The organism is Tsukamurella sp. 1534 (assembly GCF_000312385.1).
Classification (GTDB): Bacteria; Actinomycetota; Actinomycetes; order Mycobacteriales; family Mycobacteriaceae; genus Tsukamurella.
On the sequence record NZ_HE997626.1, the window covers coordinates 1,847,889 to 1,869,264 of the forward strand.

At 71.7% G+C, this 21,376-nt stretch carries 21 protein-coding genes, 1 pseudogene and 1 riboswitch; of the genes and pseudogenes, 7 read left to right on the forward strand and 15 right to left on the reverse strand.

Features of this window, described 5'->3' with window-relative positions; genetic code table 11:
* Window positions 1–19: 19 nt before the first annotated feature.
* The 4 genes from thiD to BN39_RS08975 all read right to left on the reverse strand — a co-directional run bounded on the left by thiD (window position 20) and on the right by BN39_RS08975 (window position 4,710).
* Window positions 20–913, reverse strand: a complete 894-nt coding sequence (thiD, locus tag BN39_RS08960) for a bifunctional hydroxymethylpyrimidine kinase/phosphomethylpyrimidine kinase (RefSeq protein ID WP_081585971.1) — start codon at window positions 911–913, stop codon at window positions 20–22.
* A complete protein-coding gene (gene thiC / locus BN39_RS08965; RefSeq protein WP_019202051.1) occupies window positions 910–2,592 on the reverse strand; it encodes a phosphomethylpyrimidine synthase ThiC in 1,683 nt (560 codons plus the stop codon). The genes thiD and thiC overlap by 4 nt, the downstream gene beginning before the upstream one ends.
* Window positions 2,588–2,700, reverse strand: a riboswitch (TPP riboswitch). (Overlaps the previous gene by 5 nt.)
* Before the next feature lie 31 nt (window positions 2,701–2,731).
* Window positions 2,732–3,874 (reverse strand): ABC transporter permease, encoded by a 1,143-nt coding sequence (locus tag BN39_RS08970; protein WP_019202052.1) that lies wholly within the window; start codon window positions 3,872–3,874, stop codon window positions 2,732–2,734.
* Window positions 3,871–4,710 (reverse strand): ABC transporter ATP-binding protein, encoded by an 840-nt coding sequence (locus tag BN39_RS08975; RefSeq protein ID WP_019202053.1) that lies wholly within the window; start codon window positions 4,708–4,710, stop codon window positions 3,871–3,873. Before BN39_RS08975 ends, BN39_RS08970 begins: the two co-directional genes overlap by 4 nt.
* 136 nt (window positions 4,711–4,846) lie before the next feature.
* On the opposite strand from BN39_RS08975, the gene BN39_RS08980 reads away from it, so the two are divergent.
* The gene (locus BN39_RS08980) at window positions 4,847–5,185 is read left to right on the forward strand and encodes a GNAT family N-acetyltransferase (protein WP_019202054.1); all 339 of its coding nucleotides are present in this window, start codon (window positions 4,847–4,849) and stop codon (window positions 5,183–5,185) included.
* 9 nt (window positions 5,186–5,194) lie between these two features.
* Here BN39_RS08980 and BN39_RS08985 read toward each other — a convergent pair whose 3' ends face one another.
* The 3 genes from BN39_RS08985 to BN39_RS08995 are packed head-to-tail and all read right to left on the reverse strand — an operon-like array spanning window position 5,195 to window position 7,135.
* The gene (locus tag BN39_RS08985; protein ID WP_019202055.1) at window positions 5,195–5,668 is read right to left on the reverse strand and encodes a DUF1990 family protein; all 474 of its coding nucleotides are present in this window, start codon (window positions 5,666–5,668) and stop codon (window positions 5,195–5,197) included.
* Window positions 5,665–6,537, reverse strand: coding sequence for a GNAT family N-acetyltransferase (locus BN39_RS08990; RefSeq protein ID WP_019202056.1), 873 nt, complete (start codon window positions 6,535–6,537; stop codon window positions 5,665–5,667). The genes BN39_RS08985 and BN39_RS08990 overlap by 4 nt, the downstream gene beginning before the upstream one ends.
* Before the next feature lie 7 nt (window positions 6,538–6,544).
* Window positions 6,545–7,135, reverse strand: coding sequence for a peptide deformylase (locus tag BN39_RS08995; protein ID WP_040766073.1), 591 nt, complete (start codon window positions 7,133–7,135; stop codon window positions 6,545–6,547).
* 185 nt (window positions 7,136–7,320) lie between these two features.
* On the opposite strand from BN39_RS08995, the gene BN39_RS09000 reads away from it, so the two are divergent.
* The 4 genes from BN39_RS09000 to BN39_RS09015 all read left to right on the forward strand — a co-directional run bounded on the left by BN39_RS09000 (window position 7,321) and on the right by BN39_RS09015 (window position 10,131).
* Window positions 7,321–7,647, forward strand: a complete 327-nt coding sequence (locus BN39_RS09000) for a DUF3263 domain-containing protein (protein ID WP_019202058.1) — start codon at window positions 7,321–7,323, stop codon at window positions 7,645–7,647.
* 18 nt (window positions 7,648–7,665) lie between these two features.
* On the forward strand, window positions 7,666–8,127 hold the full coding sequence (locus BN39_RS09005) for a LytR C-terminal domain-containing protein (RefSeq protein ID WP_019202059.1): 462 nt from the start codon (window positions 7,666–7,668) through the stop codon (window positions 8,125–8,127).
* 109 nt (window positions 8,128–8,236) lie between these two features.
* Complete coding sequence (locus BN39_RS09010; protein ID WP_051158870.1) at window positions 8,237–8,992, forward strand: superoxide dismutase family protein; 756 nt, start codon at window positions 8,237–8,239, stop codon at window positions 8,990–8,992.
* A 2-nt stretch (window positions 8,993–8,994) separates the two neighbouring features.
* Window positions 8,995–10,131, forward strand: coding sequence for a glutamate--cysteine ligase (locus BN39_RS09015; protein WP_051158990.1), 1,137 nt, complete (start codon window positions 8,995–8,997; stop codon window positions 10,129–10,131).
* A 46-nt stretch (window positions 10,132–10,177) separates the two neighbouring features.
* On the opposite strand, the gene mnhG is transcribed toward BN39_RS09015, so the two are convergent.
* The 6 genes and pseudogenes from mnhG to BN39_RS09045 form a co-directional block, all read right to left on the reverse strand.
* Window positions 10,178–10,507: a monovalent cation/H(+) antiporter subunit G gene (gene mnhG, locus BN39_RS09020; RefSeq protein ID WP_019202062.1), complete on the reverse strand. Its 330-nt coding sequence runs from the start codon at window positions 10,505–10,507 to the stop codon at window positions 10,178–10,180.
* Window positions 10,508–10,620: 113 nt separating this feature from the next.
* Window positions 10,621–10,872, reverse strand: a pseudogene (locus tag BN39_RS09025) (monovalent cation/H+ antiporter complex subunit F); the annotation flags it as partial.
* Complete coding sequence (locus tag BN39_RS09030; RefSeq protein ID WP_040767132.1) at window positions 10,869–11,573, reverse strand: Na+/H+ antiporter subunit E; 705 nt, start codon at window positions 11,571–11,573, stop codon at window positions 10,869–10,871. The gene BN39_RS09030 and the pseudogene BN39_RS09025, both read right to left, overlap by 4 nt.
* Window positions 11,566–13,257 (reverse strand): Na+/H+ antiporter subunit D, encoded by a 1,692-nt coding sequence (locus tag BN39_RS09035; protein WP_051158991.1) that lies wholly within the window; start codon window positions 13,255–13,257, stop codon window positions 11,566–11,568. Before BN39_RS09035 ends, BN39_RS09030 begins: the two co-directional genes overlap by 8 nt.
* Window positions 13,257–13,841 (reverse strand): Na(+)/H(+) antiporter subunit C, encoded by a 585-nt coding sequence (locus BN39_RS09040; protein ID WP_019202066.1) that lies wholly within the window; start codon window positions 13,839–13,841, stop codon window positions 13,257–13,259. Before BN39_RS09040 ends, BN39_RS09035 begins: the two co-directional genes overlap by 1 nt.
* Window positions 13,838–16,732, reverse strand: coding sequence for a Na+/H+ antiporter subunit A (locus BN39_RS09045; RefSeq protein ID WP_040766076.1), 2,895 nt, complete (start codon window positions 16,730–16,732; stop codon window positions 13,838–13,840). The genes BN39_RS09040 and BN39_RS09045 overlap by 4 nt, the downstream gene beginning before the upstream one ends.
* Window positions 16,733–16,803: 71 nt before the next feature.
* Between BN39_RS09045 and BN39_RS09050 the strand changes: the two genes are divergently transcribed.
* On the forward strand, window positions 16,804–17,256 hold the full coding sequence (locus BN39_RS09050) for a hypothetical protein (protein WP_019202068.1): 453 nt from the start codon (window positions 16,804–16,806) through the stop codon (window positions 17,254–17,256).
* On the opposite strand, the gene BN39_RS09055 is transcribed toward BN39_RS09050, so the two are convergent.
* Entirely contained in the window at window positions 17,243–18,391 is a 1,149-nt protein-coding gene (locus BN39_RS09055; protein ID WP_237741637.1) for an MFS transporter, read from the reverse strand. The two genes, BN39_RS09050 and BN39_RS09055, sit on opposite strands and share 14 nt — an antisense overlap.
* 65 nt (window positions 18,392–18,456) lie before the next feature.
* Between BN39_RS09055 and BN39_RS09060 the strand changes: the two genes are divergently transcribed.
* The gene (locus BN39_RS09060; protein ID WP_019202070.1) at window positions 18,457–19,170 is read left to right on the forward strand and encodes a helix-turn-helix transcriptional regulator; all 714 of its coding nucleotides are present in this window, start codon (window positions 18,457–18,459) and stop codon (window positions 19,168–19,170) included.
* On the opposite strand, the gene BN39_RS09065 is transcribed toward BN39_RS09060, so the two are convergent.
* Window positions 19,146–21,359 carry an AAA family ATPase gene (locus BN39_RS09065; protein ID WP_019202071.1) on the reverse strand — a complete coding sequence of 738 codons (2,214 nt, stop codon included), beginning with the start codon at window positions 21,357–21,359 and terminating at the stop codon, window positions 19,146–19,148. The genes BN39_RS09060 and BN39_RS09065 overlap by 25 nt on opposite strands.
* Window positions 21,360–21,376: the final 17 nt, after the last annotated feature.

A 21,376-nucleotide genomic window follows, 5' to 3' on the forward strand; every position in this document is an offset into this window, starting at 1 on the left:
ACCCGCGGGGCGGCCCACGTCAGGCGGGGCTGGGGGCGGCCACGGCCACGGCCCACAGGGGGTTGACGGGGCCGTGGCCCGCCCCGAGGGGGTAGGCCCAGCGCAGGCCCTCCGTCACCCACGCCTTGCCGAACTCCACGGCCTCGGGCACCGCCCGGCCGTGCGCCAGCGCCGCGGTGATCGCGGCGGCCAGGGTGTCGCCGGCGCCGTGGTCGTGCCCCGTGGGGACGCGCGGCGCGGTGAACGCGATGTACTCGGCGCCGTCCGTGAGCAGGTCGGGGCTCTCGGGCGAATCCCGCAGGTGCCCGCCCTTCACCAGCGCCCAGCGGGCGCCGAGGCGGAGCAGGGCGTGTGCGGCGTCGCGCTGGGAATCGGCGTCGGTCACGTCGATCCCGGTGATCAGCCGCACCTCGTCGAGGTTCGGCGTCACCAGCGTGGCCCGGGGGATCAGCACTGAGCGCAGCGCGTCGAGGGCCTCCGCTGCGAGCAGCGGGTCGCCGTGCATCGACGCGGCCACCGGGTCCACCACGAGCGGCGCGACCCGATCGCGGCCGATGCCCTGCGCGTCCACGGCCGCCGCGACGGCCTCGATGATCGCGGTCGAGGCGAGCATGCCGGTCTTCGCCGCCTCCACGCCGATATCGGCTGCGACCGAGTCGATCTGGGCCGCGACGATCGCGGGGTCCACCTCGCGGAAGTCCTGTACCCCCACGCTGTTCTGCACCGTGATCGCCGTGATCGCGACGCACGCGTGCACCCCCAGCGTCGCGAAAGTGCGCATATCGGCCTGGATGCCCGCGCCGCCACCGGAATCCGACCCCGCGATCGTCAGCACACGGTGCGGCGCGGAACCCCGCGGCGCGGTCGGCAGGGTCGACGGTGCGCCGACCGCCACCGTTCTCGGGGTGCTCACGCCCGCGTCGTCTCCAGCGGGATGTACACCCGCCCACCGGCGTCCGTGAACTCCTTCGACTTCTCCGCCATGTCCGCGGCCAGCTTGGCGTCGATGTCCTCCTGTGTCACCAGGTTGTGCTCCTGGGCGTACGCGCGCACGTCCGCACTGATCCGCATGGAGCAGAACTTCGGGCCGCACATCGAGCAGAAGTGCGCCGTCTTCGCGGGCTCCGCGGGCAGGGTCTCGTCGTGGTATTCGCGCGCCGTGTCCGGGTCCAGCGACAGGTTGAACTGGTCCACCCAGCGGAACTCGAAGCGCGCCTTGGACAGCTCGTCGTCGCGGGCCTGCGCGCCCGGATGCCCCTTCGCGAGATCGGCCGAGTGTGCGGCGATCTTGTACGTGATGACACCCGTCTTCACATCGTCCCGGTTGGGCAGGCCGAGGTGCTCCTTGGGAGTCACATAGCAGAGCATCGCGGTACCGGCCTGCGCGATGATCGCCGCCCCGATCGCGGAGGTGATGTGGTCGTAGGCCGGCGCGATGTCGGTGGCGAGCGGGCCCAGGGTGTAGAACGGCGCCTCCTCGCACAGCTCCTCCTCGAGCCGCACGTTCTCGGCGATCTTGTGCATCGGGACGTGCCCCGGTCCCTCGATCATCACCTGCACACCATGTGATTTCGCGACCTTGGTGAGCTCGCCCAGGGTGCGCAGCTCGGCGAACTGCGCCTCGTCGTTGGCGTCCGCGATGGAGCCGGGGCGCAGCCCGTCGCCCAGGGAGAACGTCACGTCGTACTCGCGGAGGATCTCGCACAGCTCGTCGAAGTGCGTGTACAGGAACGACTCCTCGTGGTGAGCGAGGCACCACGCCGCCATGATCGAACCGCCGCGGCTCACGATGCCGGTGACCCGGTTGGCGGCCAGTGGCACGTAGCGCAGCAGCACACCCGCGTGCACCGTCATGTAGTCCACGCCCTGCTCGCACTGTTCGATCACGGTCTCCCGGTAGATCTCCCAGGTGAGCTTCGTCGGATCGCCCTTGACCTTCTCCAGTGCCTGGTAGATCGGAACTGTGCCCACCGGCACCGGCGAGTTCCGCATGATCCACTCGCGGGTCTCGTGGATGTCCTTGCCGGTGGAGAGATCCATGATGGTGTCGCCGCCCCAGCGGGTGGCCCACACCATCTTCTCCACCTCCTCGGCGATGGAGCTGGTGACGGCCGAGTTGCCGATGTTCGCGTTGATCTTCACCGCGAAGGCCTTGCCGATGATGGCGGGCTCCAGCTCCGGATGGCGGTGGTTGGCAGGGATCACCGCTCGGCCCGCCGCGACCTCCGCGCGAACGAACTCGGGATCGAAACCCTCACGGGCGGCGACGAATCGGATCTCGTCGGTGATCACCCCGGCGCGGGCCCAGGCGAGCTGGGTGCGCGCACCGTCGACCGCCTCCGGCCGGGACCAGCCGTCGCGCGTCTTGGGCAGGCCGTCCTGCAGATCGTGCAGCCGGCCCTCGTCGATGTACTGCGTGTACGGGCCCGACGTGTCGTACACGTCGTGGTGCTCGCCGTTGGTCAGATTGATCCGGCGGAACGGGACCCGCAGCGTGGTCTCGGCCCCCGGGACATTGCGGTAGCCCTTCTCCGAGCCCTCGATCGGGCCGACCGTGACGGTGGAGACGGGTGCGGATGCGGAAACAGACATGCGGGACTCCTCTTCCCTACGCCGGCATTACCCGGACAGGTTCGTACGGTCGACGCCCGCATAAGGCGCCCTCTCAGCTCGCTGCAGCGAGCTCCCGTGTGGTGTGCACTACCGAGCGTAACGCACACCGGAGAAGTCATCAGGCGATACGGACTCCCCGCGGCAGCGTCCCCGCGGGCACCCGCAGCCGCCGGGCGGCGAACGCCAGCCCGATCCCGCCGAGCGCGAGGTTCGCCAGCAGGCCGAGGTACCAGGTGTGGCCGAGGTAGCCGGTGGTGTCCTGCCCCGGGCCGAAGTCGTAGTCGGTGTAGCGGGGGTAGTCGTCGGAGCGCTTCTCCGGGCAGCCGCGGTCCTGGGCCGCGGCGGGCGCCGTCCGGAACTCCGACACCCCGCCCGCCAGGGCCCCCAATGCGGACTCCTGAGGCCGGCGCAGGCCGTCGCCGCCCGTATCCACGTAGACGTTCTCGCCGGACCTGCGTGCGTGCCGGCCGGCGTCCCGCTGGGCGGCCGAATCCGCAAGGACGACTGCGGGGTTCGGTGCGACGATCCACCAGATCCGCTCCGTGTGCTGGATCGTCACCTCACGCATCTCGACGCGGCAGGTGGACGTCTGATCGGTCGGGTCGTAGTCCCAGGTGGGCCTGTTCGCCATCACCTGCGTCTCCGTCGTGGGAACCAGCATGACGGCGACGACCGGCAGGCCGATCAGGAGGAACAGCATGACGAGTTGCGTGATCGCCGCGGAGCCGATCGGGCGGGAGAACAGGGCGGACAGGCCGAGGCCGATGCCGCAGTAGGTGAGGAACAGCAGGGCGACCACGACGACGCCGAGGATCGAGAAGCCGACCGGGTAGTTGGCCTCGGCGATCGCCCAGACGAGGTAGGGGGTGGAGACCGCGAGGAGGGCGCACGACGCGATCCACGCCCCGAGGAGCTTGCCCGCGGCCAGTTGCAGGCCGCTCGCGGGCGTCGCCTGGACCACGGCCAGCGTGGCGTCCTTCCTGTCGCCGTTGATGGACGTCGCGGTCATCGTCGGAGCGATCACCAGCCCGAGGAAGCCGACGAAGCCCATCACGATCAGGTAGAGGTTCTCGGCCCAGTCCCGGTAGGCGTCGTCGCCGCCCGTGGTCGAACTGAACCAGAGCGAGCCGAACACCACGAGGCTCACCACGAGGAAGAAGACGCCGAGCAGGATGCGCCAGCGAGTGGCGCGCGTGCGCTGGCGCAGTTCGAGCCCGACGAGGACGCCGACGGTGCGCCACCAGTTCGTGAAACCGTTCATGTGCGGTCGGCCTCCAGTGCGAAGTACGAGTCCTCGAGTGCGTTGGTGGCGCGCGTGAATTCGGCGACGGAGGCACCGCCGGCGATCTCGCGCGCGAGATGCGCTGCGGCGTCGGACTCCGAGGCGAACCGCAGGAGCCTGCCGCCGCCCGCGGGCTCACCGACCAGCCGGATGCGCCACGCGCTCGACGAGGACTGGGGCGGAGCCTCGGTGCGGCCACGCGCCATCATCACCACGTCGTCGACCATCTCCCCGAGCTCGGACAGGATGTGCGACGAGACCAGGACCGCGACGCCCCCGGAGGCAAAGGCGCGCAGGGAGTCCCGCAGCTCGTACCGGGACCGTGGATCCATGCCGGACGACGGCTCGTCGAGGAGCAGGATCGGCGGCGAGTGCACCATCGCGCGGGCGAAGCCGAGGCGCTGCTTCTGCCCCCGCGAGAGCACCTGCGCCGGACGATCCCGGAACTCGGCGAGGTGCACCTGGTCGAGCAACTCCCGCGCGCGGGCATTCGCGGCCGCCGGCGGCATGCCGTAGAGCCGGCCGAAGGTCCCGAGGATCTCGGTGGGCGTCAGCGAGTCCCAGGTGCCGAACACGTCCGGCATCCAGCCGATCCGGGGCCGCAGCGACGCGGGGTCGGCCGGCGCACCGTCGAGCTCGATGGTCCCGCCGGACGGTTCCAGGAGTCCCGCCAGCATGAGTAGGAGCGTCGTCTTGCCCGCGCCGTTCGGGCCGACCAGTCCGGTGATGCGGCCGGGCGTCAGGGTGAGCGTGGCATCGGCGACCGCCACGTGCTGCTTGAAGCTCCGCGTCAGGCCGCGGGCGATCAGGGTCATACCCGAACACGGTAGCCGCGTTTTCGGCTTCGTGATCATGAAATTTTCCTGAGCAGAAGACACGGTGCCCCGGCAACACGTTCTCGGCGGTCATGCGGCGTACCGTGGAGTGACACGGATCACACGGAGGTGTTTCATGGCAGACAAGGTCGAGGTCCCACCGCCCACGCTGGCGCTCACGGACGAACTCCGGCTGTTCGACAACCCGGTGCGTGATCGCTTCGAACTCTGGGCGGGTGACGAGTTGATCGGCGTCGAGGGGTACGAGATCACCGACCACGGCGACGTGATCCTGCTGCACACGGTGGTGATGGAGAAGTTCGGTAGGCAGGGATTCGCCCGCGCACTGGTGTCGGGTGTCCTCGACGACCTGCGTGCCCGCAAGCGCAGGGTCATCCCCGTCTGCACGTATGTGCGCGACTTCGTCACGCGTTTCCCGCAGTACGGCGAGGTGGTCGTCGCCGCCCGGACCTGACGGGCGCGATCAGCGGAGGGAACGCAGGTAGCGGCGGCGCGCCACCCGCTGCGCGACGAGCAGAGCCGGGAAGCCCGCGCGCCAGAATCCGCGCGGCGCCGCCCGGGTCAGCGAGCGCACTGTGAGCACCACGTCGTCGCCGTCGCGGTGCACGACGAACGCCTCCTCGCCGCGCACGGGATGCCCGGGGAGGGTCCGGTAGGAGAACCCGGCCCGTTCGGGGGTGTCGACCACGTCGACCACCTGGACCGGTTCGGTCACCGTCACGCCCGCCACCCGCGCCGTCACCGTGACCCGCAGGCCGGGCCGCACGGCGCCCTCGGGCGCCACCGCGAAACCGCTGGCCGTCTTGACGCCCCAGCGCAGCAGGGCGGCGGCCGCGCGGCGGAACGTGTCCTCGCCGTGCCCGATGACGGCGCTCACCTCGGAGCGCCGGTACCCGGCCGGACCGGCTCCCCAGGCCGCCTGCGCCGGGTGCGTCACCGGTCCGTCCAATAGCCGTAGCTGTGATGCCGGGTGAATCCGAGGCCCGCGTACAGGGCGTGTGCGGCCGGGTTGTCCTGGAGCACCTCCAGGTAGAGGCGCGCGGCGCCCTCCTCTGCGGCGCGTGCGGAGACCGCCGCCATGATCCGTGACGCGAGGCCCCGTCGCCGGTGCCGCTCCGCCACGGTCACCGCGCTCACCCCGCCCCATTGGGTTCCCGCGGCGTCCGCCGTCACCGCGAGGCGCGCGGTCGCCACCGTCTCCCCGTCCTCGACGATCGACGCGAACCCGACCGTGCCCTCCGCCGAGGCGGCCAGCGCTGCGGCGGCACCGGACAGCCGCAGCCAGTCCGCCCCCGGGGAGGCGGCGAGCACGACGCCGGCGTCCGCGGTGCCGCCGCTGGGGGCCGTCAGGACGTCCGTGGTGCGCGCCAGTGCCGGTGCGCCGCGGAGCAGGCGATCGGAGGTCGAGAGCCGCACCGGCAGGCGGCGTTCGGCGTACCAGGCGCGGACCCCGTCGAGCCGGTCGAGCGACGCGTCGGGATGCAGCGGCGCCGCGGAGTTCGCGCGGTCGCCGGTGAGCCCCGGTGCGGCCCGGCACAGCCAGCCGTCCACCCACTCCCGCTCCAGCGACCACCAGCCCCGCGCCCGCGCGAGATCCAACGACCGGATCTCGCTCGCGCGCACCGGCTTCGGCGGTACTGCCTTGAACGCGACCACCGCGTCCCGGGCGATCACGTGCCGCGCACCGTCGCGCTCGACGATCAGCGGGTCGCCCCCGTCGATGAGGTGTCCGACGACGTCGGTGGCCCGGCCGTCGGGCAGCAGGTGGCGCACGACCACCCGGTCCCCGGCCTGCGGCGCCGCCATCGGTGCCTCAGTGGCCGAACGGATCGTCGACGGTGCCGGGCGTCCACGTCAGCCCCGGGACCGCCCACCCGTTCTTCTTGATCGCCTTCTTCGCCTGCCGCGCGTAGCGACCCGTGAGCACGTCCGTGTAGAGGTAGCCGTCGAGGTGGCCGGTCTCGTGCTGGAGCATGCGCGCGAAGAAGCCCGTGCCCTCGATCTCCACCGGATCGCCGTTGCGGTCGGTGCCGACGACCTTGGCCCAGTCGGCGCGGCCCGTCGGGAAGGACTCACCGGGCACCGAGAGGCAGCCCTCCCAGTCGTCGTCCGGGTCCGGCATCGTCTCCGGGATCTCCGAGGTGGTGAGGACGGGATTGATCACCTCGCCGCGGCGACGCTCCCGGGTCTCCTCGTCGGGGCAGTCGTAGACGAACAGGCGGAGCGAGCGGCCCACCTGATTGCCCGCCAGGCCGACGCCGTTCGCCACGTCCATCGTCTCGTACATGTCGTCGAGCAGGGTCACGATCTCGGTCGACGGGCGGCCGTCGGCGTCCAGCACGACGGGCTCGGTGGGGGAGTGCAGCACCGGGTCGCCGACGATCACGATGGGGAGTACAGACATGGGGGACAAGGTAGCCGGTGAGAGGGCCCGGCCGCACGCGCGAGGGAGCGGGGCCGCGGCGCGGGCGCCCACCCGGCCGCCGCGGCGGATCCGCGACACGCCCCCGCAGCCCCGGCGGCGCGCTCGGCAGCGTGGTTAGATTGCACTGAACTACAAGAGTGTTATTTCGAATGCGAGGGGAACGCATGGAGGGCGCCGGTGCGGCCGCGCAGAAGACGGTCAATACCGATGCGCAGCCCGCGCAGGAGCGGGGCGAGGACGGGCTGACCAGGCGAGAGCACGACATCCTGGCCTTCGAGCGGCAGTGGTGGAAGTACGCCGGTGCCAAGGAGGACGCGATCAAGGAGCTCTTCTCGCTCTCCGCCACCCGGTACTACCAGGTGCTGAACGCGCTGGTCGACACCCCCGAGGCGCTGGCCGCCGACCCGATGCTGGTCAAGCGCCTGCGCCGGGTCCGGGCCAGCCGGCAGAAGGCCCGCGCCGCGCGCAAGCTCGGCTTCGAGATCACCTGATCTGTAGAGTTCAATGCTGTGAGCAGCACCCAGAACAGCCGCGCCATCCCGATTCGGGCGATCATCATGATCCTCGTCGCGCTCGCGATAGCCTTCGCCGCCGTGGGTGTGCACGGCTTCATCACCCGTGACGACGACCCCGATGCCGCGCTCAACGCCCAGGAGGCGAAGCTGCAGGCCGCGGCCACCGAGACGTCCGCCGCCGCGAAGCCCGAGGTGTGCCTGATCGCGGTCAAGGGCGCGCCCGTGGCCGACGCCACCGAGAAGCTCACCGCGGCGGGCTTCGCACCCGCCGGGGACCCCGCCGCCTGGCCGGCTCGCCCCGCGGCGCCGCGCGCCACCACCGTCTTCTTCGACGAGGGCGGCGAGAGCAACGCCAAGGCCGTGTCCGAGGCGCTCCCCGGTTCGGCCGTTGCGGCCCGGCCCGGAGGACTCGAGGCCTGCGGCGGCAAGATCGCCGTCGCGGTCGTCCGCAAGTAGGAGTCCGCATGTGGCGGGACGAATCGGGTCCTGTCCGCGACGGTGTGTGCGACCCCGGATATGATTTGCGCAAGCTCAGCACAGGTAGCCGTTGCATAAGGAGTCGTCGATGACGAAGCGTTGGTCCCTCGCCCCCATTGCGATCCTCCCGGTGGCGGCACTCGCCTTGACCGGCTGCACCACCAACGAGGAGCCGGCCGCCCCGGGCGCCGGGACCACCCCCGCGGTCGTCACCGGCGGCACCGTGCCCGCGCAGGGACCCGTACTCAGCAACGCCCCCGGCGCGCACGGCGGCGAGGGCGAGAAGGCCTCCGAGGGCGAGGGCACTCCGTCGAGCGGCACCGCCGAGGCCTCCCTCATCAAGGGCGACGGCAGCAGCGCCGGCAAGGCCAGCTTCAGCGAGAAGGACGGCGTGGTCGTCGTCGACGTCCGCGTGACCGGCCTCCCGGCGGGCTTCCACGGCATGCACATCCACAGCGTCGGCAAGTGCGAGCCCAACTCCACCGCCCCCGCCACCGGCGGCGCGGCCCCGACGGCCCCCGGCGACTTCCTTTCCGCGGGCGGCCACTACCAGGTGGGCGGCCGCACCCAGCACCCCGCGAGCGGCGACCTGGTGTCGATCTACGTCAACGCCAACGGCACCGGCCAGACGGTGACCAGCACCAGCTCGTTCAGCCTCTCGGACCTCAAGCGCAACAGCGGCGGCGCCGCCCTCATGGTCCACGCCGACGCCGACAACTTCGGCAACGTGCCCGCGTCCAAGTACGCGAACGCCGTTCCGGGCCAGCCCGTCCCCGACGCCCAGACGCTCTCCACCGGAGACGCGGGCGGCCGCATCGCCTGCGGCGTGATCAAGGTCGGCTGACCATCGAGCCCGTCGCCTTCGAGGCGTCGCCGCGGCCGACGATCGGCGTCGAGTGGGAGTTCGCCCTCGTCGACCGGGAGACCGCGGACCTCGTGAGCCGCGCCGGCGAGCTGTTCGACGGTGTCAGCGCCACCGGATCGGACCTCGCCCCCCGAGTGCACTCGGAGATGCTCAAGAACACCGTCGAGGTGGTCACGGGCGTCTGCAACGACACCGCTGAGGCGATGGCCGACCTCGCCTCCACCCTGCAGGTGGTGCGCGGCGTGGCCGACGGCATGGGCGTCGACCTGTTCGGCGCGGGCACCCACCCCTTCGCGCAGTGGAACGCCCAGCAGCTCACCGACAACCCGCGATACGACGAGCTGATCGCCCGCACCCAGTGGTGGGGCCGGCAGATGCTGATCTGGGGCGTGCACGTGCACGTGGGGGTCAACCACCGCGACAAGGTGCTGCCCATCATCTCGGCGCTGCTCAACCAGTACCCGCACCTCCTGGCCCTGTCCGCGAGCTCCCCGATGTGGGGCGGTCACGACACCGGCTACGCCAGCACCCGGGCCATGATGTTCCAGCAGCTGCCCACCGCCGGGCTGCCCTTCCAGTTCGAGCGGTGGAGCGAGTTCGAGCGCTTCGTGCACGACCAGAAGACCACCGGGATCATCGACCACCTCAACGAGATCCGGTGGGACATCCGTCCCGCGTGCCACCTCGGCACCATCGAGGTCCGGATCTGCGACGGTGTGTCCACCTTCGCGGAACTCGAGTCGATCGTCGCGCTGATCCACAGCCTCGTGGTGTGGCTCGACGGCCGGCTCGACGCGGGGGAGACGCTGCCGACGTTGCCGCCCTGGCACGTTCAGGAGAACAAGTGGCGCGCCGCGCGCTACGGCCTCGACGCGATCATCATCCAGGACGCCGACAACAACGAGCGGCTCGTCACCGACGACCTGGACGAGCTGCTCGAGCGGCTCGCGCCGGTCGCGCGGCGGCTCGGCTGTGAGCGGGAACTGTCGGCGGTGCAGGACATTCCGCGTCGTGGGGCCTCGTATCAGCGGCAGCGCGCCGTCGCCGACGGGGCCTGCAACCTCGACACCTACCGCGACGTGGTCCGCTCCGTCACCGGAGATCTCGTCCTGCCGTGACCGCCGCCCACCTCGCGGCGGGAAGTACGAGCGAGGAACTCGGTTCTCAGTCGCGGGCGCCGGTCTCCATGTCGCCCGGCTCGATCGTCTGGTCCTGCAGGCGCTGCTCCTGGTAGGCCACGCGGCCCACGCGATGCGCGACCACCGGAGCGGTGAGGAGCGCGAACAGGCCCGCCAGCACCAGCATCCACACGTCGACCGATTCGGACAGGCGGATCGCCGCGCCCGCCAGCAGGAGCAGCAGGCCCATCGTCTGCGGCTTGGTGGCGGCGTGCATGCGGGTCATCGTGTCCGGGAACCGGATGATGCCGATCGCCGACGTCAGCGCGAAGAACGCGCCCGCGATGAAGCAGATGCTCGAGATGACGTCGATCACGGGCGATCACCGTCTTCAGGCCGGGGAGTGGCGCCCGGGGGTTCGGCGGCCTCCGCAGGCGGCTCCGGCTTCGGCGCGGTGGCGAGCCAGTTCGACCGGGCGACGCCGGCGTCGTCGGGCACGCGGAAGCGCGCGACCGACGTGGAGCCCACGAAACCGATCAGGGACAGCGCGACGATCCCGGGGATCACCGACGAGTTGCGGCTGTACGCCGCCCACACCGCCAGGCCGCCCATCGCGATCGCCACCAGCGCGTCGACCGCCACCACGCGGTCGAGGGTGTTGGGCCCCACCAGGAGCCGGTACGACGTGACGAACGCCGCCAGCACCAGCACGACGCCCGTCGTCACGAACACCGCCGTCATGACCGGTCCTCCTTCCGATCGCCGCCGGAACGCGTACGCCGGTACGCGATCTCGGGGGCCGCGACGCTGCGCGCGTCGCCCACCTCGTGCCGGTCCGCACCCGCGACGTGGTGGTACTCGTCGTCGTCCACGCCGTGCATCGGACTCGGATGCCACTCGTTCTCCCGCTCGAAGGCGCTCACGAACAACCGCTCCAATCGGGCCGTGGAGCGGTAGAACTGGCGCACCGCGCGTTCGCTGCTGACGTCCACCACGTGCACGTACAGCAGGCGGCGCTTGGTGTCGATGTCCAGCACCATCGTGCCGGGGATCAGGTTCATCATGTCGACCAGCAGCGTGAGCACGAGGTCGGACTTGATGACCACCTTCGCGCGCAGCACCGCGCTCATCGGCGGCGGCCCCGGACGGATCGCCAGCCACGCCACCTCGAGCGAGGACCGCAGCAGCTCGACGAAGAACACGACCATCAGCTTGAGGAGCGAGAACAGGTGCACCCGGCCCTCGACGGGCACCGGCGGCAGCGGCAGCAGCAGGAGGATCGCCAGGCCCACGAGGAGGCCGCCCGCGATGTTGCCCGGGGTGATCGAGCCCCACAGCATCACCCACACCGCGTCGAGCCACAGCAGCTGGCCGATCTTCACGGCGACGGTCCGCCCGTCGCTGAGGTCCGGCAGGATCCGGTTCACGAGTCGCCTAGCCACGGCCGCCTCCCGTTCCGGCCGGCGCACCGTCGGCCCGGTCGATGCCCGGGGGCGCACCGTCGGGCGTCCTGACCTTCGGCACGGCCTCCGGGCCGAGCACCGCCTCGATGTAGTCGACGCGGCCGATGAGCTGCGCCGCCGCGCGGTCCGTGACGTCGAACATCGGGCCCGCCCAGATCGCGATGACGAGGCCCACAGCGAGCAGGCCCGCCGTCGGGGCCACCATGCTCAGCGGCATCCTGCCCACGTCCTCGCGATCCGCGAACTCGATGTCGTCCGCGTCGTCGAGCAGCGCCTCCGGGTGGGCGCCCGCGAGCTGCCCCTCCGGGGCGTCCGCGCGCGCCCGCCAGAAGGCCTTCGTCCACACGCGGACCACCGCGTACAGCGTCAGCAGCGACGTGATCACACTGCCCGCCACCAGGACCCACGCGAGGATCGAACCCTGCTGCACACCCGCCTCGATCAGGCCCACCTTCCCGATGAAGCCCGAGAACGGCGGGATGCCGCCCAGGTTCAGCGCGGGCAGGAAGAACAGGATCGCGAGCACCGGGCTCGCCGCGGCCAGCCCACCGAGGCGGCGCAGCGACGCCGCGCCCGCCTGGCGCTCGATGAGGCCCACCACGAGGAACAGTGTGGTCTGCACGAGGATGTGGTGCACCACGTAGTAGATCGTCGACGACAGGCCCAGCGGCGTGGACAGGGCGATGCCGAAGATCATGTAACCGATGTGGCTGACCAGGGTGAAGGACAGCAGTCGCTTGATGTCCGTCTGCGCGATGGCGCCGAGGATGCCGACGATCATCGTCAGCAGGCCCGCGATCATCAGCACGTCGTCCAGCGAACCGCCCGGGAACATCAGCGTGTGTGCGCGGATGATCGCGTACACACCGACTTTGGTGAGCAGTCCGGCGAACACCGCGGTGACCGGGGCCGGGGCCGTGGGATAGGAGTCGGGGAGCCACGTGGACAGCGGGAACACCGCGGCCTTGATCCCGAACGCCACCAGCAGCACCGCGAACAGCGACGTGCGCGTGCCGTCCGGCAGGTCCTGCAACCGGATCGCCATGTCCGCCAGGTTCAGCGTGCCCGTCGCGAAGTAGGCGTAGGCGATGCCCAGCAGGAACACCACCGACGAGACCATCGAGACCATGACGTACGAGACGCCCGCGCGGATGCGGTCCGCGCTGCCGCCCACCGTCAGGAGCACGAAACTCGCGGCGAGCAGCATCTCGAAGGAGACGAACAGGTTGAACAGGTCGCCCGCCAGGAAGGCGTTGCAGACGCCCGCCGCGAGGATCAGGTAGGTGGGGTAGAAGATCGAGACCGGCTGGTTCGCGTTGCCGTCCCGGATACCCTGCCCCACCGAGTACACGAGCACGCCCAGCAGCACGATCGCCGAGACCAGCAGCATCATCGCCGCGAGCTGATCGGCCACCAGCGTGATGCCCAGCGGGCTGCCGCGGCCGTCCCGGTCGCCCCAGCCGCCGATGTGCAGCGCCACGGTGCCGTGCCGGTCGGTGTAATAGAGCATCGCCGCGGAGACGGCGACGATCGCGGTGAGCGAGAACAGCGCGATGAGCTGCTGCAGCCGCGGATGACGGCCCATCACCATCGTGACCGCGGCCGCCACGACCGGCAGCACGGTGGGCAGCGGGATCAGGGTCAGCATCGTCGATTCGGTCATCATCGCGCGTCCCCCTTCCCGTCGCCCGGCGGCAGTTCTCGTTCGGTCGGCACCCGCGGCAGGGGCAGCGCCCCGGTGTCCACCGCGTCCAGGCGGGCCTTCTTGAGGTCCTCGGTGGACAACGGCTCACCGTCGGGTCCGAAGGCGTCGCCGAGAGCCGACGGTTCGCCCGTGATCGGATCGTCCGAGGCGTCGTAGTCCGGATCATCCGAGGCGCGATCCACGTCGCGCTCGAGCACCTTGGTGTCCTCGGGGTCGTCGTCGACCTCGTCGTCGGTGTTGATCGTGAAGGACCGATAGGCGAGGGCCAGGATGAAGGCCGACAGGCCCATCGTGATGACGATCGCGGTGAGCACCAGTGCCTGCGCGAGCGGATCCGCCTCGGTGGTGCGGCCCTCCGAGAAGAAGCCCACGATCGGCGGGTTCCCCGGCGGCGACGCCAGCGCGATGATGAGCAGGTTCACGGCGTTGCCGAACAGGATGATGCCCATCAGCATCCTGGTGAGGCTGCGGTCCAGCAGCAGGTACACCCCGGTCGCCACGAGCACGGCGATGGCGGCGAAGAGGCCGACGTCGACGATCATCGCGCACCCCCGCTCGACTGGACCGGTATCGGTGACGTCATGTCGGTGGGCGATCCCTCCAGGTCGAGGCGGGCCCCGAGGCTGCGGAGCACGTCGAGCACCAGGCCCACCACGATCAGGTAGACGCCCGCGTCGAACGCCAGGGCGGTGACGGCCTTGACGTCGCCGAAGACGGGCAGCGTGAACTCGAACGCGACCGACGTCATGGCCGGCGCGCCGAGGACGAGCGACACGATGCTGCCCGCGGCGGCCAGCAGGAGGCCGACGCCCAGGATGCGGCCCGCGTCGAGCGGGATCGTCTCCCCGATCTCGTACCGGCCGCCCGCGAGGTACCGCAGCACCAGCGCGAGGCCCGCGGTCAACCCGCCGGCGAAGCCGCCGCCGGGTGCGTTGTGCCCGGCGAAGAAGAAGTACACGGACAGCACCATGATCGTCGGGAACACCAGCCGCGAGGTGACCTCGAGCACCAGCGAGCGGTGTCGCGGGTCGCGCAGGGCGCTGCCCCGCAGCCAGGTGGTGCCCGACGAATCGGCGGCGGCCGCCGCCTCGGCGGTGACCCGCGGGGCGGCCCCGAACCGCCGATTGCGGAACACCAGCGAGGCGACCCCCGTCGCCGCCACGAGCAGCACGGAGATCTCGCCGAAGGTGTCCCAGGCGCGGATGTCCACCAGGATCACGTTCACGGTGTTGTGGCCGTAGCCGAACTTGTAGGCCTGTTCGGGCAGACGGTCCGCGACGGGTTCCGTCATCCGGGCAGCGCGCGCCGCGATCGCGACGGCGACGACCATCGCGGCGACGGCGACGCCGAGCAGCGCACGCGCCACCCGGGAGGGGCGGCTTCCGGTGATCGGCGCCTCCGCGGGCAGCTTGCGCAACACCAGCACGAACACGACCAGCGTGAGGGTCTCCACCAGGAACTGGGTGAGCGCGAGGTCCGGCGCGCCGTAGATGGCGAAGACGATGCCGGTGCCGTAGCCGGTGACGCTCACCACGAGGACCGTCGCGAGGCGGTTGCGCAGCACCACTGCCGTGAGTGCGGCGGCGCACATCAGCAGGGAGATCGCGAGGAACAGCGGGGAGGACTCGATCCGCATCTCGGGGCGGGCGCGGGTCCCCGCGTAGAGCACCACGATCGGCAGCAGCACCAGCGTGAGCAGGATCGTGCCCTGCGTCAGCGGCAGCGAGCCTCGCTGCGTGCCCTGCGTCATGCGCAACGACAGCCAGTCCGCGGCCCGCAGCGCACCGTCGTACAGCCGGTCCGCGTTGCCGAGCAGCGGGCTGTTGCGCCGGCGCAGCCGGGAGAACGGGCTGTTCGGCTGGGCGATCACGATGCCGGAGCAGATGACCAGCGCGGTGAGGCCGAGGGTGAGGCCGAAGCCGTGCCACAGCGCCAGGTGGTACGGCTCCTCGGCCGGCGGGAACGCCCCGTCGGGGTAGCCGGCGAGGACCCCGTCGAGCCGGGGCGACGCGACGCCGGCGACGAGGCAGAGCGCCGCCAGCAGCGCCGGCCCCACGAGGAAGAGCGTGCTGGGACGGTGCATCTCCGCGACCGCGCGGGTGGGGGAGTCCTGTCCTTTGCGGCCGAAGGCGCCCCAGAGGAACCGGATGCTGTAGGCCATGGTCAGCGCGGAGCCGACGCACAGTCCGATCAGCAGGAGTACGGGGAGCGGCGACGGGAGGGCGCTGTGCAGCACGGTTTCGAGCGCGGCCTCCTTCCCGACGAAGCCGTACAGCGGCGGCAGGCCCGCCATCGACGCGGCGGCGAGCGCGGCGACCACCGCGAGCGCCTTCTGCTCCCGGCCGAGGAGGGCCAGCCGCCGGATGTCGCGGGTGCCGGTGGTGTGGTCGATGATGCCGACCACCATGAACAGGGTCGCCTTGAACAGGGCGTGCGCGGTGAGCATCGTGACGCCCGCCAGCGCGACGTTCCGTTCGCCGACACCGACCAGCACCATGAGCATGCCGAGCTGGCTCACCGTGCCGAACGCGAGGATCAGCTTGAGGTCGAACTCTCGGAGCGCGCGCCACCCGGCCAGGATCATCGTCAGGATGCCCAGGCCGAGGACGATCACGCGCCACGAGGCGAGGTGCGCGAACGCGGGGGCGAGCAGCGCCACGAGGTAGATGCCGGCCTTCACCATGGCGGCGGCGTGCAGGTAACCCGAGACGGGGGTGGGCGCGGCCATGGCGCCGGGAAGCCAGAAGTGGAACGGCACGATGGCCGATTTCGAGATCGCGCCGACGAGGATCAGCACCACCGCGACGTTGACGCCGATCGTGATGGACGACGGGTCGGCGACCGCCCGGGCGATCACCTCGGAGAACAGGTAGCTGCCGTAGTGCTCGCCCAGCTGGACGATGCCGACCAGCATCGCGAGCCCGCCGAGCGTGGTGACCAGCAGCGCCTGGGTGGCGGCGCGGCGGCTGGTGGCGCGCTCGGCGTAGTAGCCGACGAGGAGGAAGCTCAGCACCGACGTGAGCTCCCAGAAGACGTACATGGCCAGCATGTTGTCGCTGACCACGAGACCGAACATGACGGCCATGAACGCCACCAGCTCGGCGGCGAAGGTGGGCAGCTTGCGGGTGCTGCCCGTGCCGGTGAAGTATCCGGCGCAGTAGACCAGGATGACGGCGCCGATCCCGAGGACCAGCACGGACATGACGGCGCTCAGCGGCGTGAGCCGCAGGTCGACGTTCATGTTGAGCGACCGGACCCAGGTGAAGGACTCCGTCCGCACCGGTTTCCCGGCGGTGGGCCATTGGGCCAGGATCCACACCAGGGCGGCCGCGGGGACCGCTGCGAGTCCGAGAAACCCGCGCGCGCCGAACCGACCGACGACTACAGGGGCGGCTAAGGTCGCCAATGACAAACTGACAAGGATGACAAGCAAGGGCACTCCGTCCTTTTTGAGCGGGGTGTCGTTCCTTAAAGATTCTACCGGTGAGGTATGACGAGGGCCCCATGGACCAGTTGAAGGATCGTCCGACTACTTCGGCCGCGGCTCGACGACGCGTCGGGCGAACGGTCGCCGGCGCGCTGGCCGCCGGTGCGCTGCTCCTCGGCGGCGCCGCCTGCGGGCCGAGCGACGACGGTGCCGACCCCGGTCCTACGGTGACCCTGCCCGCCTCCTTCCCCAAGGCCGACGTGCCCCTCGTCGACGGCACCCTGATCGACGCGGGCGAGCGCGACCAGGACGGCGTCAAGGTCTACAACGTGACCGTGCAGGCCGCGCCCGGCGGCTTCGACGAGGCGAAGAAGAAGCTGGCCGACGCGGGTTTCCAGGCCCTCGGCGCGGGCCCCGAGGGGAGCAGTACCTCTGCCCAGTACTCGGGGAAGGGCTACGTGATCACCGTGAGTTCGGTGACGGACGCCGCGATCCCGAACTCCGTCTTCTACTCGATCAGCAAGGCCTGACCCGCGCGGTGACGACCGCCAGCACCGCGTAGGTCGCGCCGGCCACCGCCGCCGCGACGGCGAGGCCCCGCGCGAAGTCCCCCGAGGACGCGGGTCCCGCGAGCGCTGCGAACAGGCCGACGCCCACCGTGGTGCCGGCCTGACGGGCCGCGTTCGACAGTCCGGATGCCAGGCCGGGAGCCGCAGGGAGCTGCTCCATCGCCGCCGTGACGATCGCCGGCGTGAGCACCGCGATCCCCACGCCCCACGCGAGCATGCCCGCGCCGGCCGGCCACGACGGTCCGCCGCCGGTGACGGCCAGTGAGCCCAGGCCGGCCGCCGCGATCAGGAGCCCTGCGGCGGCCATGAGCCACGCTCCTCGCCGCGCGACGGCCCGCCCCACGGCGGGCCCGAGGAGAGGCATGGGCGCGAACACCGGCAGCAGCGCGAGCCCCGCCCGCATCGGCGTGAGCCCGCCGCTCACCTGCAACCATTGCGTGACCAGGAACAGCATCCCGACCGTGCACAGGTTCATCGCGCCGGCGATGCCCGCGGCGAGGAACAACCGGCGCGGCGCGTGACGCAGGTCGCGCGGCGACGGCGCGTTGCCGCGTCCCGCCGGGCAGGCGGCCACCGCCACGGCGACGATCCCGAGTACCGGCAGGGCGATCCAGAACACCGATCGCCAGCCGAGCGAGCCCGTGAGTGCGCCGCCGATCAGCGGGCCCGCGGGTAGCGCCAGGCCGCCCAAGGCGGACCACACGCCGATCGCCCGCGCCCGCCGGCCGGGTGCGGGGAACAGGGCTGTGACCAGTGCGAGTGTCCCGGGGAGGAGCAGTGCCGCACCCACGCCCTGCGCGAACCGGCCGCCCGCGAGCACCGCCATCGATGGTGCCGCCGCGCACACCGCCGACGCCGCGCCGACCACGGCGAGCCCGGCGAGGACCACCCGGCGGTGCCCGATCCGGTCGCCGAGCACACCGGCGGGGAGCAGCAGTAGGGCGAGCGGCAGCGTGTACCCGTCGACGACCCGCGCCAACCCGGCGGCGCCGAGGTCGTCGCCGATCGCGGGCAGTGCCACCGCGACCACGGTCACGTCCAGCAGGATCAGGAAGTAGCCGCCGCACAGGCCGGCGAGGAGGATGCGTTCTCTCACGCCGCTCATGGTCTGCCCGGATCGCTTCGGCGAGGGCCGAAGCGATCCGGGACTACCGTGCTGATATGCAGGTCGATCTGGAATCGGTGGCGGGCGCGATCGGCGATCCGCGGCGGATCCGTGTGCTGATGGCGCTCGCCGACGGCCGCGCCCTCCCGGCCGGTCGGCTCGCCGCCGAGGCGGGAGTGGCGCCGTCGACCGTCACGGGCCACCTCAACATCCTGCGCGAGCACGGTCTCGTCGATGCCCGGCAGGAGGGCAGGCGTCGTTACTATCGCTTGGCGAATCCGCAGGTGGAGGGCCTGCTGGAGGTGTTGTCGGAGCTCGCCCCGCAGCGTCCGATCACCTCGCTCCGCGAGCACACCCGCGCGCACGCGCTCCGCGCCGGCCGCACCTGCTATCGGCACCTCGCGGGCCGCCTCGGAGTCGACGTGTTCCGCGGGATGCTCGACCTGGGGTGGGTGACCGGGGGCGACGGTGCGCTCGCGCCCGGCGAGCATCTGTCCGCACCGGGGCGGACCGTCGAGTACCGGCTCACCGAGCTCGGGGCGCGGCGGCTGGGGGAGTTGGGCGTCGCCCCGCAGGCGGGGCGGCTGAAGTACTGCGCGGACTGGACCGAGCAGCGGCACCACCTGGCCGGGCCGCTGGGGACCGCCGTGTGTGATGCGGTGTTCGCGCGGGGCTGGGTGGAACGGACGAAGGTGCACCGCGCCGTGCGCCTCACCGATGCCGGCCGGGCGGGATTGGCGGGGATCTACGAGGAGCGACGGTCCGCGTAGGCCTCCAGGTCGGCGACTTGGGCGGGGTCGAGCGACGGGCGGACCACGCGCCGCGCGGCCTCGACGTCCTCCGCCGTCACGGTCGCGGTGTCCATATCGCGCCGCATCGCGGTCAGCGCGGACTCGCGCAGCAGCGCGGAGCAGTCCGCGGCGGAGTAGCCGTCGAGTCCCTCGGCCAGGGCCGCGAGGTCCACGTCGCCGGCCAGCGGGATCGACCGCGACGCGGTCTTCAGGATCTCGGCGCGGGCCTCCGCGTCCGGCGGCGGCACGAAGATCAGCCGTTCCAGCCGCCCGGGACGCAGGAGCGCCGGGTCCACCAGGTCAGGACGGTTGGTGGCGCCCAGGACCACCACGTCGCGCAGCGGCTCGGCGCCGTCGAGCTCGGTGAGCAGCGCCGCGACCACCTTGTCGCCCACGCCCGAATCCGAGGACTGCCCGCGGCGCGGGGCCAGGGCGTCCACCTCGTCGAGGAAGATCAACGACGGTGCGCTGCCCCGCGCCCGGGCGAACAGGTCGCGGACGGCCTTCTCCGATTCCCCGACCCACTTGTTCATCAGCTCGGCGCCCTTGACCGCGTGCACCGACAGTTGCCCGGAGGCGGCGAGCGCCCGCACCACGAAGGTCTTGCCGCAGCCGGGCGGCCCGTACAGCAGGACGCCGCGGGGCGGTTCGACGCCGAGGCGGGAGAACGTGTCCGGGTGCCGCAGCGGCCACAGCACGGTCTCCGTGAGCGCCTGCTTGGTCTGCACCATGTCGCCCACGTCGTCCAGGGTCACCGCGCCGACCGAGACCTCCTCGGCGGCGGACCGGGAGACGGGGCGGATCACCGTGAGGGCGCCCAGCAGATCGGGTTGGGTGATCGCGACGTGCTCCTCGGTGCCGACCACGCGCGCGGCGGCCCGCAGCGCCGCCTCCCGGCACAGGGCGGCCAGGTCTGCGGCGACGTATCCCGGTGCGCGCAAGGCGATCTCGTGTAGATCCACCTTCTCGGTCGGCGCGTCGCGCAGCAGCAGCGCGAGCAGTGCCTCGCGGTCGCGGGCGTCGGGCAGGTCGACGGTGATGGTCCGGTCGGCCAGATCGGGTTCGCGCAGACGGGAATCCAGGTCGCCGGGCGCGGAGGTGGTGGCGAGGAAGGCCACCCGGGGCGCCGCGACGATCTTGCGCAGCTCGTCGAGGATCATCGTCGACACGGGTTCGCGCTGCGCCGGGAGCAGGGCCTCCACGTCGCGCACCAGCAGCGCCGCGCCGGATCCGTTGACCTGCTGCTGCACCCGCGTGGCGGCCTCCTTCACCCGGGCGAGGCGGGCCTGCGGCTCCAGGGCGCCGGTGAACGCCCCGTCGAGCTCCACGAGGGGCCGCGGCGCCACGACGGCCCGCGCCATCGTGGCCTTGCCGCCGCCGGTGGGGCCGGTGATGAGCACCCCGAGGTGCGCGGGCGCGCCCAGGGTGGCGAGCAGCTCCGGCTCGTCGAGCGCCAGGGTCAGCCACTCCGAGAGGCGCTTGACCGCGGCCTCCGCGCCCACCAGATCCGCGACGGGCCGCACCGCCACCGCCTCGGCCTCCACCTCGGGCACGGACTCCTCGATACTCACGGTCACCTCCGCCGCGCCGTCGATCAGGGGCGCGTCCGTCGCGCCGTCCGCCCAGAGCACCGCCGAATTCGGCTGCACCGACACCGGTCCCGGCGTCGGATCCACGGACACGACGGTGAGCAGCTCGTTGGTCCACGTGATGCCCACCAGGCGCGAGAGCTGTTGCGTCGCCGCGGCGTTGGACGTCCCCGGCCCCAGGTCGCGGGGCAGCAGCGAGACGCTGTCGCCGGGCATCATCACCTTCCCCAGCAGGGCCTGCCGGAGGGCGGCACCGTCGAGCGCGTTGCGCGTGAGCGTCGAACCCCTCAGCAGAACCCGCTTCGCGCCGTAGACGGTGGCGGGCGAGATCACGACGGTCGCGTCCTCGCGGAGGCCGCAGTTGGTGATGGTCAGCTCGTCGAGCAGGGCCACCCCGGGCGCGGTCCCGGCGGGGGCGGCGGCGACGACGGCGGCGGTGCGCCGCGCGCCGAGCAACTCGATCCCGTCCCACTCGCGCAGGCCGAGCGCGGCGAGGGCCTCGGCGTGGATGCGGACGATGCCGCGCCGCGCCTCGAGGGCCGAGGTCTGCAGGCGGACGGTGAGCGACAGGTTCGGCACGTCACCACACTAGTCGC